The 13294-nt window shown below is 66.9% G+C and carries 9 protein-coding genes and 4 pseudogenes; 8 read left to right on the plus strand and 5 right to left on the minus strand.

Features of this window, described 5'->3' with window-relative positions; translation table 11 throughout:
• Positions 1 to 100 precede the first annotated feature (100 nt).
• Positions 101 to 950 (plus strand): annotated as a pseudogene (locus ACIP4Y_RS32640) (sigma-70 family RNA polymerase sigma factor).
• Between the two features lie 54 nt (positions 951 to 1004).
• On the opposite strand, the gene ACIP4Y_RS32645 reads toward ACIP4Y_RS32640, so the two are convergent.
• A complete protein-coding gene (locus ACIP4Y_RS32645; RefSeq protein ID WP_401399368.1) occupies positions 1005 to 1391 on the minus strand; it encodes a winged helix-turn-helix transcriptional regulator in 387 nt (128 codons plus the stop codon).
• A 102-nt stretch (positions 1392 to 1493) separates the two neighbouring features.
• Here ACIP4Y_RS32645 and ACIP4Y_RS32650 point away from each other — a divergent pair, with 102 nt between their 5' ends.
• On the plus strand, positions 1494 to 2117 hold the full coding sequence (locus tag ACIP4Y_RS32650; RefSeq protein ID WP_401399370.1) for an NAD(P)-dependent oxidoreductase: 624 nt from the start codon (positions 1494 to 1496) through the stop codon (positions 2115 to 2117).
• A complete protein-coding gene (locus ACIP4Y_RS32655; RefSeq protein WP_401399565.1) occupies positions 2117 to 2533 on the plus strand; it encodes a nitroreductase family deazaflavin-dependent oxidoreductase in 417 nt (138 codons plus the stop codon). The genes ACIP4Y_RS32650 and ACIP4Y_RS32655 overlap by 1 nt, the downstream gene beginning before the upstream one ends.
• 60 nt (positions 2534 to 2593) lie before the next feature.
• On the opposite strand, the gene ACIP4Y_RS32660 is transcribed toward ACIP4Y_RS32655, so the two are convergent.
• Positions 2594 to 3661, minus strand: coding sequence for a hypothetical protein (locus ACIP4Y_RS32660; protein ID WP_401399372.1), 1068 nt, complete (start codon positions 3659 to 3661; stop codon positions 2594 to 2596).
• A gap of 445 nt (positions 3662 to 4106) precedes the next feature.
• On the opposite strand from ACIP4Y_RS32660, the pseudogene ACIP4Y_RS32665 reads away from it, so the two are divergent.
• Positions 4107 to 4214 (plus strand): annotated as a pseudogene (locus ACIP4Y_RS32665) (IS630 family transposase); the annotation flags it as partial.
• Positions 4215 to 4416: 202 nt separating this feature from the next.
• On the opposite strand, the gene ACIP4Y_RS32670 reads toward ACIP4Y_RS32665, so the two are convergent.
• Positions 4417 to 4881 (minus strand): hypothetical protein, encoded by a 465-nt coding sequence (locus tag ACIP4Y_RS32670; RefSeq protein ID WP_401399574.1) that lies wholly within the window; start codon positions 4879 to 4881, stop codon positions 4417 to 4419.
• Positions 4882 to 5244: 363 nt separating this feature from the next.
• Positions 5245 to 5623, minus strand: a pseudogene (locus ACIP4Y_RS32675) (transposase family protein); the annotation flags it as partial.
• A 263-nt stretch (positions 5624 to 5886) separates the two neighbouring features.
• On the opposite strand from ACIP4Y_RS32675, the gene ACIP4Y_RS32680 reads away from it, so the two are divergent.
• The 4 genes and pseudogenes from ACIP4Y_RS32680 to ACIP4Y_RS32695 all read left to right on the plus strand — a co-directional run bounded on the left by ACIP4Y_RS32680 (position 5887) and on the right by ACIP4Y_RS32695 (position 12089).
• Positions 5887 to 6315, plus strand: a complete 429-nt coding sequence (locus ACIP4Y_RS32680) for a hypothetical protein (protein ID WP_401399374.1) — start codon at positions 5887 to 5889, stop codon at positions 6313 to 6315.
• Between the two features lie 140 nt (positions 6316 to 6455).
• A complete protein-coding gene (locus ACIP4Y_RS32685) occupies positions 6456 to 6773 on the plus strand; it encodes a CU044_2847 family protein (protein ID WP_401399375.1) in 318 nt (105 codons plus the stop codon).
• A 25-nt stretch (positions 6774 to 6798) separates the two neighbouring features.
• Positions 6799 to 10899, plus strand: a complete 4101-nt coding sequence (locus ACIP4Y_RS32690; RefSeq protein ID WP_401399377.1) for a trypsin-like peptidase domain-containing protein — start codon at positions 6799 to 6801, stop codon at positions 10897 to 10899.
• 441 nt (positions 10900 to 11340) lie between these two features.
• A pseudogene (locus ACIP4Y_RS32695) lies at positions 11341 to 12089 on the plus strand (transposase family protein).
• Between the two features lie 448 nt (positions 12090 to 12537).
• On the opposite strand, the gene ACIP4Y_RS32700 reads toward ACIP4Y_RS32695, so the two are convergent.
• Complete coding sequence (locus ACIP4Y_RS32700; protein WP_401399379.1) at positions 12538 to 13017, minus strand: hypothetical protein; 480 nt, start codon at positions 13015 to 13017, stop codon at positions 12538 to 12540.
• Positions 13018 to 13294: the final 277 nt, after the last annotated feature.

Raw genomic sequence — 13294 nt, forward strand, 5'->3', positions numbered from 1 at the left:
AGGCGCCGGAGGCGCCGACCGAGCACACTCCATGACGGTCCGACGCCTGCGAGATCCCGCTGGCCACGGGCCCCGCGAATACAGGTGCGGCATCGACGGTATGACCACCGACCCGTTCTTCACCCACCGCAGCCTGCTGTTCACCGTCGCGTACGAGATGCTCGGCTCCGCGGCCGATGCGGAGGACGTGGTCCGGGAATCCTGGCTGCGATGGGCCGACGTCGACCGATCGCAGGTCCGCAACCCGCGCGCGTACCTCGTCCAACTCACCACCCGCCAAGCCCTCAACCGGCTGCGGACGCTGTCACGCAGCCGCGAGGACTACGTCGGCGAGTGGCTGCCCGAACCGCTGCTTACCACCCCGGACATCGCCGACGACATCGAACTCGCCGAGAGTGTCTCGATCGCGATGCTGGCCGTGCTGGAGACACTCAAACCCACGGAGCGCGCGGTGTTTGTACTCCGCGAGGTCTTCGACGTGCCCTACGGTGAGATCGCCGAAGCCGTGGGTAGGTCCGCGGCCGCGGTCCGGCAAATGGCACGACGAGCCCGGCGAGCACGTGTCGGCCCGACGCCCAGGGTGCAGGCGGACCGCTTCGAACGGCAGGCGGTCGTGCAGGAGTTCCTGGCCGCTCTGCGAACCGGGCAGGTGCAGGACCTGATCGACGTCCTGGCCCCCGCCGTAGTGCTGATCGCCGACGGCGGCGAGTCGCGAGCGCCACTGCGGCCCCCGTCCACGGAGCCGGGCTGGTCGCCGCCCTGCTCGCGCGCCCAACCGGGTGGTCTCCTCCGTCCGGCTCAACGGCGCTCCGGCAGGCCTGGTCGAGACCGACGGCCAACTGGCCGCAGTCAGCTTCGTCGTGGCAGGTGGACGGGTCACCCGAATCCACGCGGTAGCCAACCCCGGCAAGCCGGCTCGGCTGAACGAGCCAGGCGCACTCACCAGATAGGCACAACGCGGATGACGGAGTGGGTGTTCATCGGCTGGCCTTGATTACGCCGCATCATCCGACATGGTCGAGGCGGGTGCCCTTGTCATACGACTCGCGGGCGTCGAGCAGTTCGTCCCAGTGCTCCTCCACCCAGGCACACACGACCGCCATCGGTCCGAGCATGCTGCGGCCCAGCGCGGTGAGCTCGTACTCGACATGCGGGGTGGCCTGGGCATAGACGGTGCGCTTGACCAGACCGTCCCGTTCGAGGGACCGCAACGACTGGGTGAGGACCTTGGGGGTGACGCGGCTCAGCGGCACGCGCAGCTCGGAGAACCGGCGCGGTCCGTGCTCGAGGCAGCGGATGATGAGCGCCGCCCACTTGTCGCCGAAGCGGATCGGATTGAGCGCGGATGGGCACAGCTCGTCGAACATGTCGGCGGGCAGGGGTTCCCTCATGCCCTCACCCTAGCCGGTATCCCAGTGGTAACCGCGGCCCCCGATAGCTTCGCGGAACCGGCCGGGGCGCACGGCCCCGGTCCTCCTGAGGGGCGGTTCGTCATGAATATTGTGGTCTTCGGGGCCGGCGGCCGGGCCGGCCGACAGGCTGTCGCCGAGGCACGCCGGCGTGGCCACCAGGTCACCGCAGTGGTGCGCGACCCCGCCGGCCACGGCGACCTGACGGACGTGCGGGTGGTGGCGGGAGATGTCACCGACGTGGGAAGCGTCGAACACGCGGCCGCCGGACATGACGCCGCCATCAGCGCCGCCGTGGACCTGTCCGTGCCACCGCGCGACTTCTTCACCGCGTCGTCCCGCGCCCTGACCACCGGTCTGACGAAGGCGGACGTGCGCCGCCTGGTAGTGGTCGGCCTCGCATCGATCATGCCCGGAGCATCGGGTGCTCCGCTGATGGACGAGCCCGGATACCCGAACGAATACCGCCCCTTCTATCTCGGCCACGCGGCGGGCCTTGCTGAGCTTCGCACCTGCGATCTCGATTGGGCGTACGTGGCCCCCGCGGGCGATTTCGACCATGACGGCACGCCCACCGGCCGGTACCGGCTCGCCGATCACGGCGACCCGGCCAGCCGGATGACGTACGCGGATTTTGCGATCGCGCTGCTCGATGAGATCGAAACGCCCCGGCACCACAGCGCGGCCTTCAGCGTCCGGGAGGCGTGATGACCGAGGTCCATGACAGCCCGCACGCCTGGGTCGCCGAGCACATCCGCCGATTCGAGGAGACCGGCGGCCGACCACGACCAGGGGTGAACGACCTGCTGCTGACGACCCGGGGCCGGAGAACCGGCAATCTGCGCCGCACGGCACTCGTCTACGAACGCGATGGGGACCGCTACGTTGTGGCGGCCTCCAACCGCGGGGCGGACCGCCACCCGGCCTGGTACCTCAACTTGCTCGCCGACCCGGCCGTTGTCGTGCAGGTGGGCAGGCAGACCTTCGCCGCACGCGCTCGCCCCGCCACTGCGGTGGAACGTCCACACCTGCGGCGCCTGATGGTGTCGGCTATGCCGGAGTACGCGGCGTACGAGGAACGGACCACCCGGGAGATCCCCGTAGTCTTGCTGACACGCGGCTGACAACGAAGTGCTGGTCAGCCTTGTGCCACCACAAGTGGGACTGCTCGTTGACCACTCGGGTCAATCCGCGGTCGTGCGAGGCTTCGTCACCCAAAGCCTCCTTTGGGTCGGTTCTTCCGCATCCGACCGGTAGGCAGCGAGCAGCAGCGGCCGATAGGTGGATTCGCTGACCTTGCTGTTCCTGCGCAGAATCAGGGACTTGCGGTCGACCCCCGTGCTGAAGCTGAACATCACGGGCCCGTCGTGCCGGTGCTGGAAGACGCCGCCCTGATTCCTGAAGAAGTGCACGCCCAGCGTCTTGGCCGGCAGCAGTTCCCGGGCGTAGTAGTCGACACGTTCGCTGTTGATGACGGGATCGGTGCCCTCGGCCAGGTGGGCGAGGCACAGCGGGTCCTCCACCACCGCAAGGAGCTTGCACAGCTCTCTTCTCGCCTGCGCGTGCCCGCTTCCCTTCACGTCGTACGGGGGCAGCACCACGGTGAGCCGCTCCAGGCGCTGGAGTTCCATGATCTTGCGGACCTCCCACCACGTGGACGTGCGGATCTCCTGGTGCGGCGGCAGGATCAGGACGATCGAGTGGGCGGCCTCGATGAGCCGGCCGACCGGTTCCTTCCACGCGGTGTGCTCGGCCCGCATGTAGACGAGGCCGCCGGGGGCCAGGGCGAGCCCGGGGTCGACCACCGCGTACGCCTCGGAGGCGTATGCGTCGGACCAGGCTCTGGAGATCACCTGCTCCATGGTGGAGGTGACCTTCATCCCGCCCAGGGCCAGGGACCGCCGTCCCCTGCCGCTGCGCACGATGATGTGCCCGGCGGACCCGAACGGGCGCAAAATCAGGCAGTACCGCGCGCCGGAGGCGACCAGGTCCGGTACGACGTCGCCGATCTCCTTGATGCGGATACGCAGGGTGAAGCGCAGCAGCCACACCATCCTGAGCACGCCGACCGTGAAAAGCGTCAATACCAGTAACGGCAGGACGACGGGGCCGCCGTCGGCGACCAGCACACCGATGAACAGCAGCAGCGCGAGATTGAAAAGCCCGAAGCAGCCGATGTTGCGCCACAGCCGCAGGACGACGGCCCGCGTTCCGGTTTCCCCGTGGAAAGTGCGTGGCTTCGTTCCGGACATGGGGTCATCCCCTCCCCCGACGGGACGCGACGACTACACCGGATTCCGCCCGGCGAGGTCCCGTACGAGACTACCCACCACGGGGTCACGTGCACCGTGGAACGCCGATTGTGGAACTGGATGTGGCAGCTCGGGAGCAAGACCGTCTTTCTGCATGTCCGTCACCGCGACGCCGTGCGGACCGAACCGGGCCTTGACCGCCATCGCGCCGGTGCCGGCCTTCGGGCGGGGAGGCACCGTTCGTCTCCGCCAGTCCCAGCTCCGCCAGCTTCTTTGTCGCCTGCGCACGTACGACCGGCCGTCGGCATCCTCCGCCGTGATCGCCTGCTGACGCGTTCATCGCTGGCCTGCGCCTGCTGACCGATGGGCAGTGGCTGTGGTACTCCGACCCGGCTCACTACGCGGGGCGCTACCATATGACGCTCGATGCATCGTTTGTCGAGCACGCTTCCACCTGCATCAATCCACGAGTTCGTCCTGGCTGAACCTGGTGGAGCGGTGGTTCACCGAGCTCACGCAGAAGAAACTCAAGCGCGGTGTCCGCCGCTCCCTCCAGGCCCGAACGCGACATCCGTGGCTGGGTCGCCGATTGGAACAAGTACCCCAGGCCGTTCGTCTGAGCGAAGACCGCCGACGAGATCATCGACAAGGTCGCGGCCTACTGCCGACGAATCTCCGGCTCAGAGCACCAGCGCCCGTGGACGCTGGCCAAGCGGGGCACTACTGCGGACCACGGACTGTGAGACACGCTCGTATCAGTTATACGGCTTCGGAACGTCCCAGTCACCGCAATCGACTTCCCGTCCGTTGTCGACTCGGCATTCCTTCACTTCGAAGGGTTGCCAAGTGTCGAGGGAGTCTCGGTCCATGTGGTACGTCTCCGTCTTTTCGGTCTGGTACCCGGAGGCGGTGAGCGGTCCGTAGTCCCCGCTGGTCCCTCCCCAGGTCCAACGCCAGTGAAAGTAGACGCGAGCGCTGGCGTGGTCCGCCTTCGAGTCGGTGATGGTCACCGTCGCATAGCTGGTGTATGAACGCGTGTCGATCCAGTAGTCGCCATGCGCCCAGGCCCCCACTACATCGGCTTGGGTGCCCGTCGCGTTCCATGCGGTGGCTGCCTGAGCGGTTCCTGCAGAGGCGAACAATCCCGACAGTGCCAGCGTGCCACTGGTCGCGACAAGCGCCCATCTGCGCGCGATCCTCTGCTTGTTCTCCCTTTTCACACTGAACCTCCCCTGAGTGACATGGGTTGATCATCGTGTTCTGCGGTGCTGCGCCACCAGGTTCGGTCGGAGACGCATTGTTTGGCAGCCTGTTCAGGCGGTCAAACAATGCGGGCTCGTTTCCGAAAGGTAGAGCGCGTTGCTTAGCGTGGCCGCCGACCTGGTGGGTGGCATGGCGTGCCGGGGGTGGGGTTGGCGGGGCGCCGCGAAGCGCCGGTACGTCCGGGGGCGGGGCCGGTGCAGCGCGTTCGAGTTACGCAAGCTGCGGGCGGAGCTGGCGGGATCCACCTACCGGTCGCTGGTGCAGCGGGCCGGGTGCTCACTGAGGTCTTTCAGCTTTGCCGCTCCAGGGTGAGGATGGCTGCGTGCGACGCCACGCTCGACCGGCGCTCGTGCTGCGGACAGTGCTCGGTTGACGGTTTGCTGGGTCGGCGTGAGGTCACGGTTCGGCAGGCGTTTGAGGGGTGTCGTCACCCACGGGTCGGCCCCCATGTAGGCGCGGTCGGCGAGGATGGGAACGCCCTGGCGTTCGCAAATCCGGATGATCCGGTGGGCGAGAGCTGCTGAGATCGTGCGCGCGGCCGGGCATAGCCGGCGAGATCCACAGCCGCCGCCCGACCGGGTCGGTCACCACCTGCACGTTCACCCCGTGCCGGCGGTGTTGGTGGGAGAAGTCGGCCCGGCTGTCGCCGACCCGGTCGCATTCCGCCAGCGTGCCATCCAGCAGGACGTACTCCGGATCCGTTCGACATTCACATGTTGCGGTGTTGATCAATGCTCTATCGGTAACAACGGACCACACAGTGAGGTCTTTCAGCGTTGTCGCTCCATAAAAATGTGAAGTAAACAGTTGAGTGATTTACATCTAAATCGTGAACTGGGTCATAACTCCCGAAGCTGTCACCGCGCCGAAAGCGAAACAGAAGATCGAGATGCAAGAGTGCGCCGCAAGGGTGCAGAATAGCGGAAAAGAGACCTCCTGGCCCCCACTGCTATGGAGTAGCCATGCACGACGTCGGGATCCAACTACCAAAAGCCATACGCAACAGTACGGGTGCTACTCTCTTGAGCTTTGCTCTCATCGCCATGAGTGGTGAGGTTGCCGCGGAGGCGCAACCCGTTACACTTCCCGGCGAACTGATGGGCAGCTGGATTACCGAAGACAAGACCCACTATGCAGAATTTGAATCCGATTCGACTTACGTATACAAGGAAGGAAACTATACCGAGGTCGGGGAGTTCGAAGTCCAGGGGAAAAAAATCACATATTCACCTAAAGAGGCACTGGAAAAAGAAGAGGAGCAACCCCTCCCTGAGTCATACACGGAAACCTGGAGCATGGAAAGGCCCGACAATGGGATCGATAAGCTGACCACTAAAGGAGGAAATGTCAGTTTGACCTATGTTGAGATGACTATAGGTCAGTGTTCGTAGAAATATTCCCATGTGGTCAGGACCAGAAAGGTCATGCACCTGCTTCGTATGGCCCTAGTTCGAGCTGCGGCATATGCCAAGCGTGGTCGATGCTGGCCGGGAATCCCTGGTACACGTCGGGGAGCAACAGAGGAGGCACCTTGACATCCCTGACTCGGATTCCACTGGAGGGCGGTGGCTCCGTCCTGGTCGAGGCACCGGCCGGTGTGGCGGGGCCGGTGAAGGCCGGGCGCCTCGGGGACGTCGTCCGGGAGGTCCCAGGCACTCTGCAGGGCGCTCTGGAGCCGATCACGGAGGCAGCGCAGGCGGCCCTCGATCAGCTGAGCAAGGTGCGGCCCGATCAGATCACGGTCGAGTTCGGCGTGGATCTCGCGGTCGAGGCCGGCGCGGTGATCACCAAGGGCAGGGCCGCCGGCCATCTGCAGGTGACGGTGTCGTGGAAGGGCGACGGTGGCTAGCGCCGGGGGATGGGCGGACGACGGCATGCCGTCGGATCTGCCCAGCTCGGTGGCACAGATCCTCGGGCCGGACGGGAGCGTGGCGGGGGCGGGATTCCTGGTGGCCGAGGACGTCCTGGTCACGTGTGCGCACGTAGTCCGGGCGGCAGGGTCCGGGCCTGGGGAGCGGGTGCTGCTGACCTTCCCCCGTGTGGCGGGTGCCGACGGGCTGGAGGGGAGCGTCGAGGAGTGGCGTGCTCCCGAAGACGAGGACGTCGCCTTCATCCGGCTGAGTGAAACGCCGCCGGGTGCACGGGTGTTGCCGCTGGGCTCCGCCGCGGGACGCAGCGGGCATCGGGTCCGGTCGTTCGGCTTTGCGGCCCAAGCTCCGCCGGACGGGCACTGGGGCATCGGCAAGGTGGCTGATCTGCTGTCGGCCTCGCCCGGCAGGAGCGCGCATCTTCAGCTGACCGACGCCAACGACCTCACCACCGGGTTCAGCGGCGGGCCTGTCATGGACGAGGTGACCGGCCTGGTCGTCGGTATGCTCACCGAGATCACAGCGCCCGACGCGTGGTGGCGGGGACTGGGCATCGCGTACGCCACCCCGACCGAGGTCCTGCGGGAAGTCCAGCCGGAGCTGGCGGCGCAGGAGGTGTGTCCGTACCGGGGGCTGGAGCCGTTCACCGCGGAGCACGCCCGCTGGTTCCAGGGGCGAGGCGACGCGGTACAGCAGGTCGTGGCGAACCTGGCCTTGGGGCGACGGCTGACGCTGCTGCTGGGGCCGTCCGGGTCGGGCAAGTCGTCGTTGATCCAGGCGGGTGTGCTGCGGGCACTGGCGAAGGGGGAGGTGCCGGGGAGCGACCGGTGGCTGCCGGTGCTGGCCCGGCCCCGACAGGATCTGCCGACGGAGATCGAGCGCGCCGGGCTACCCGGGGCGGCGCGGGATGGGATCACGGCGGCGGTCGCCCGCAAGCTAGCCAGCGAGCCCGACTACCAGCGCGTCCTGCTGGTCATCGACCAGTTCGAAGAGCTTCTGGTCCAGAGCACCCATGGCCGACGGCAGGACTTCCTGGCCGTCGTCGACGACATCACCGCGGCGGCCGGGGAGCACGGTCGGCTCAGCGTGATCCTCGTCGTGCGGGACGACTTCTATCCCCAACTCGCCGCCCACGCTGCTAAGTTGCTGGAGGCCGCGACACCCGGGCTGCTCAACGTGCCGGGCGCGCTGAGCCAGCGCGACCTGCACGACATCATCGTGCTGCCCGCCGACGACGTGGGACTCCGCTTCCAGCAAGGGCTGCCCGAGCAGATTATCAGCGACGTACTGGCCAGCAGCCCCGAACTGGCGACGACCCGCCAGGCATCGGTCACCGTCCTGCCGCTGCTGGAGATGACGCTCAGCCAGTTGTGGGACCGCCGGGAGGACGGTCACCTCACCCATGAGGCGTACCGGCGCATCGGGGCGGTCAGCGGAAGCCTGGCCACGTGGTGCGACAGCGCCCTGCAGGAGCTGTCTCCCGGCCAACGACACATCGCGAAGCGCGTCCTCACGTCCCTGGTGCGCCCGGCCGACCCCGGCCGCCGTATCCCGCCGGTCCGCGCGCAGGTGCCCCTCGACGACCTACGCGACCTGGCGGCCGGGCCGGGCAGCGTCGGTGATGGTGAGGGGGAGGGTGACGTCGACACCGTGATCGCCGCTCTCGCCCGCCATCGCATCATCGCCACGCAGAGGTTCCGCGACCCGCAACGCCCCGATGCACCGCCTGGTGAGCCGGTGGCGGAACTGATCCATGACGCCCTCATCCGTAACTGGGGCCAGCTGTCGGATTGGGTGCGTGAGGATCACCAGTTCCACGAGTGGCTCGACCGTACGCGTGAGCGGCAGATTCGCTGGGCCGACAAGCGCGATCCCGGGGATCTGCTCGCGGGGACAGCGCTCGCGGAGGGCATGGACATGTCTCGAGGGCGGGGTTTGCCGGACGACATCGCGGCCTTCCTCTCCGCGAGCCGGCAGCGTCAGGAGGCGATCGCCCAGCGGCGTAGGCACCTCATCACCGTGCTGGCCACACTGCTGGTGCTCGCGCTGCTTGCTGGCGCGGGAGCGTTCTGGCAGTGGCGGACGGCAGTCGGTGAACGGCAGGCGGCGCTGTCACGGCAGCTGGCCGCCCAGTCCGACACCCTCCTCAACACGAATCCTGACCTCGCTGCACTGCTCGCCATCCGGGCCTACCGCGCCAGCCACACTCCCGAGGCCCTCGCGAGCCTCGAAGACGCTGCAATTGTCCCCCTGAAGCAGCGCCTGTCGGGCCACACCGGCACGGTCGGGTCGGTGGCTTTCAGCCCGGACGGACGCACCCTCGCCACCGGCAGCGAGGACAAAACGGTACGGCTGTGGGACGTGGGCACCGGAAAAGCCCGCGCCACATTGACTGGACACACGGGCGATTCCGTGTCGGTGGCGTTCAGTCCTGACGGACGCACCCTCGCAGCCACCAGCGGCAATACCGTGCGGCTGTGGGACGTGACGACCGGACGAACCCGTACTGTCCTCATGGGACACACCGATGCCGTGAATGCGGTTGCCTTCAGTCCCGACGGGCGTACCGTCGCCACAGCCAGCGTGGACACTCGCGTACGGCTTTGGGACTCGGCCACCGGTAACTCCCGCGCCACCCTGACCGGCTCCGCCTATCCCGTGAATTCGGTAGTGTTCAGCCCCGACGGGCGCACCCTCGCCACAGGTAGCAGCGACTCCACAGTGCGGCTGTGGGACGTGACCACCGGCAAATCCCACGGCACCCTGACCGGCCACTCCAATCCCGTTCTTTCGGTGGCGTTCAGCCCGGATGGGCGCACCATCGCCACCGCCAGCAACGACTCCACAGTGCGGCTGTGGGACGTAAGCACCGGAAGAACCCGCGCATCCCTGGAAGAAGACCACCTCGGGCGAGTGTTCTCGGTGGTGTTCAGCCCCGACGGACGCACCCTCGCCACCGCCAGCGAAGACAAGACGGTGCGGTTGTGGGACGTGACCACCGGAAAGTCCCACGCCATCCTGTCCGGCCACACCGATGGGGTGTGGTCCGTTGCGTTCAGCCCCGACGGACACACCCTCGCCACTGGGAGCGTAGACACAACTGTGCGGTTGTGGGACATGACGACCGGAAGTACCCGTGCCCCCCTCACCGGCACCGATCCAGTGCTGTCGCTGGCGTTCAGTCCTGACGGGCGCACCCTCGCCACCACCAGCGGCGATACCGTGCAGCTGTGGGACGTGAACACCAGAAAGACCCGCGCCGCCCTGTCCGGCCACACTGACGGAGTGCTGTCGCTGGCGTTCAGTCCTGACGGGCGCACCCTCGCCACCACCAGCGGCGACACCGTGCAGCTGTGGGACATGAAAACCAGAAGAACCCTCACCAGCCTGCGGAGCAGCGATGCCGTGGGCCCGGTCGCGTTCAGCCCTGACGGGCGCACCCTCGCCACCGGCGGCGATACCGTGCGGCTTTGGGACGTGAACACCAGAAAGTCCCGCGCCCTCCGACCCAGTCCCGCTCGTGAGATCTGGTCCGTTGCGTTCAGCCCTGACGGGCGCACCCTCGCCACCGGCAGCGAGGACAATAAAGTGCACCTGTGGGACGTGGCCACCGGAAGAATCCGCGCCACCCTGACCGGCCACACCGGCCGGGTATGGTCGGTTGCGTTCAGCCCCGACGGACACACCCTCGCCACCGGCAGCGCCGACGAAACCGTGCGGCTATGGGACATGAACAGCAGGAAGTCCCGCGCCACCCTGACCGGCCACACCAGCAGGGTATGGTCCGTAGCGTTCAGCCCCGACGGACACACCCTCGCCACCGGCAGCGACGACTACACAGCGCGGCTGTGGGACGTAACCACCGGCAAACTCCGCACCACGCTGACCGGCCACACCAACGCGGTGACCTCGGTGGCATTCAGTCCCAATGGGCGCTGGCTCGCCACCGGCAGCGGGGACACCACCGTGCGGTTTTGGGACGCTTCCTTGCACGAGCCCGACGCGGCGATCCAAAAGATCTGTCGGTCCGTCAATCGCGACCTGACTGCAGACGAGCAGGCATCGTACCTACCTGGCCAATCCGGGCACGCGTGCCCATCAGGATGATGCCCCACCACGCGTGGAACGTCGTTGACACGGTCTACGACATGATGGGGTCAGAAACAGAATGGCGTGACGCCCTCGCAAAGCACGGCATGGGGAGCCGATCTTGTTGAGCCAAGCATCGTTCCTGGCGTGGACTAGCCTCGGGTCCGTGGACTGTGCGTGGACGAGCCTTGTCCCGCCGATCAGTCGGGCGCCTGTGACGTGCTCAGACGCCCGGGACCGAAAGGCCCTCCGGAGCCATGTCGGGCAAACTCGAATCAGTCGGCCACCAGAGGAAGCGGCTGCACCAGCAGCGGCGGCGTCAAAGTGCCGTAACGTCACTCACGGAGGTCCTTCAGCGTGGCCTCTGATCGGGTGCGGGCTCGATGCCCGCAACGCACGAGGCTCCCGTGCCGTTGGTGGAGGTGTTCGAAGTCTCAACCCACAGGCACAGGAGCTGCGTTGGTTCTGTATTCTGCCGCACTCGATCTGCCTCACGCCCTGGTCGAGTGGGTCACCATGCTGATCGTCACCCGCGAGGGTGACCGCCGCTGCAAGCTCCCACCGCATCAGCGTGCCCTGGTTGGCCTGGTGTACCTGCGCGGGCACGACACCCTCGCTCAGCTCGCCGCCGGGTTCGGCATTTCCGTCGGCACCGCCCACGCTTACACGGCGGCCGTCGTCGACCTGCTCGCCGACCGCGCACCGGGCCTGGTGCGCGCTCTGCGCGAGACGGATCCGGAGTACGTCCTGCTGGATGGCACGCTGGCGGAATGCAACCGGGTCGGCGACAGCCGGGCCGACTTCTCCCACCAACACCGCCGGCACGGGGTGAACGTGCAGGTGGTGACCGACCCGGTCGGGCGGCTGCTGTGGATCTCGCCGGCGATGCCCGGCCGCGCGCACGATCTCACTGCAGCTCGCGCCCACCGGATCATCCGGATCTGCGAACGCCAGGGCGTTCCCATCCTCGCCGACCGCGCCTACATGGGGGCCGGCCCGTGGTGACGACACCCCTCAAACGCCCGCCGAACCGTGACCTCACGCCGACCCAGCAAACCGTCAACCGAGCACTGTCCGCAGCACGAGCGCCGGTCGAGCGTGGCGTCGCACGCTTGAAGTCCTGGTGCATCTTCCGCCGATGCCGGTGCAGCCCGAATCGAATGACGTCAATCTCCGCAGCCATCCTCACCCTGGAGCGGCAACGCTGAAAGACCTCACTCACGGCGCTGTCACAGGCAGCGGCCGGCATGCAGTTGCCCACCTGCTGGTCGCGCGTTGGCCTACGTGCCCGCAGGGGCAAGTCCGATGAGCCGGAAGAACTGCGAGTACCGTCAACGCCCCCAGCCACGCTCGGCACACAACCCCGGCCCGCACACCCTGACCTCACTGCCCGACCTGCTCACATCTCCTCTCAACGCATGCACAACACACCAGCGTCGGCCACCGCCCTCAACACCAACCAGAACCCCCAAGGCGGGGCCGCCTCACGCGATCCGCGGCCGGGTCGGCTGACCCGGCCGCAGACTGGACTCGCTGTTCGCCGACCGCGGTCACGGCACCCGTCCGGGCACCTACCGGTGGGTGGTCGAGTAAACCATTACCCGGCTGCGCAGGTCCTATTGTCAGGCCCTGTGAAAGCGAGGTGGCACAAGATGGTCAGGCGTCGTTACGCACGACCTGCTTGCCAGACGGACCGTGGGAATCCCGGTACAAGAACACTATCCGGCTGCCCTCGCCTCCGAGCTTGTTCGGACTGGTGCTGTCCTCGTAGAAGTCTTTGTTGCACACAACGGTCGAATCCCGGTACCACTCGCCGTAGCAGTAGCCCTGCCGGTAGATCTTCCACTCGCCGTACTTGTTCCGCAGCTCGTTCCACCACTCCACGCGGGGTGTGCCGTCGGTCGTATCACCGACGTTCACATAGAACTTGTCGCCGGTCCGCTCGAAGCAGCCCCAGCCCGGTGTCTGCCACGGGTCCGCTTCACCAGTGACCCCGTAATCCTCGCACCAACTACGCGTGGTCAGCACGCCGAAGTCTTCCTCCAGGCGAACCTCGGCGTGCGAGGAAGTGGCCACCGAAACAGGCAGCATGCACGCCGCGGCCGCCAGCGTGACTGCCCGCACATAGCGATACATCCTCATTTGCGTGTCCCTTCCATGAACCTTCGAGGTGGGCTCCCCGGCGCCCGCATTCCGATTCCTTCGCAGGCGTCGCTTAATGCTCTGTCGATCGGTCGTCGAACATGCTCCGAGGACGGGTACGTGGCCCATCCCCGGGCTTGCACCACTAATTTCAGGGCTCGTCGCCTTGTTCGTCAGCCCTCTTCGGCCGCCGAACAATGACTCGATGGGGTCTGCCGGCCCGGAGTGACCTTGCGTAGGTTGGCCGATGGTCTGCGTCTTGGTGTTGAGG

Source organism: Streptomyces sp. NPDC088810 (assembly GCF_044750305.1).
Lineage (GTDB): Bacteria > Actinomycetota > Actinomycetes > Streptomycetales > Streptomycetaceae > Streptomyces.

Bases quoted from the DNA above. Each gene is read 5' to 3' on its own strand.
- ACIP4Y_RS32645 (WP_401399368.1), bottom strand. From the start codon at position 1,391: ATGAGGGAACCCCTGCCCGCCGACATGTTCGACGAGCTGTGCCCATCC.
- ACIP4Y_RS32650 (WP_401399370.1), top strand. From the start codon at position 1,494: ATGAATATTGTGGTCTTCGGGGCCGGCGGCCGGGCCGGCCGACAGGCT.
- ACIP4Y_RS32655 (WP_401399565.1), top strand. From the start codon at position 2,117: ATGACCGAGGTCCATGACAGCCCGCACGCCTGGGTCGCCGAGCACATC.
- ACIP4Y_RS32660 (WP_401399372.1), bottom strand. From the start codon at position 3,661: ATGTCCGGAACGAAGCCACGCACTTTCCACGGGGAAACCGGAACGCGG.
- ACIP4Y_RS32680 (WP_401399374.1), top strand. From the start codon at position 5,887: ATGCACGACGTCGGGATCCAACTACCAAAAGCCATACGCAACAGTACG.
- ACIP4Y_RS32690 (WP_401399377.1), top strand. From the start codon at position 6,799: ATGCCGTCGGATCTGCCCAGCTCGGTGGCACAGATCCTCGGGCCGGAC.
- ACIP4Y_RS32700 (WP_401399379.1), bottom strand. From the start codon at position 13,017: ATGTATCGCTATGTGCGGGCAGTCACGCTGGCGGCCGCGGCGTGCATG.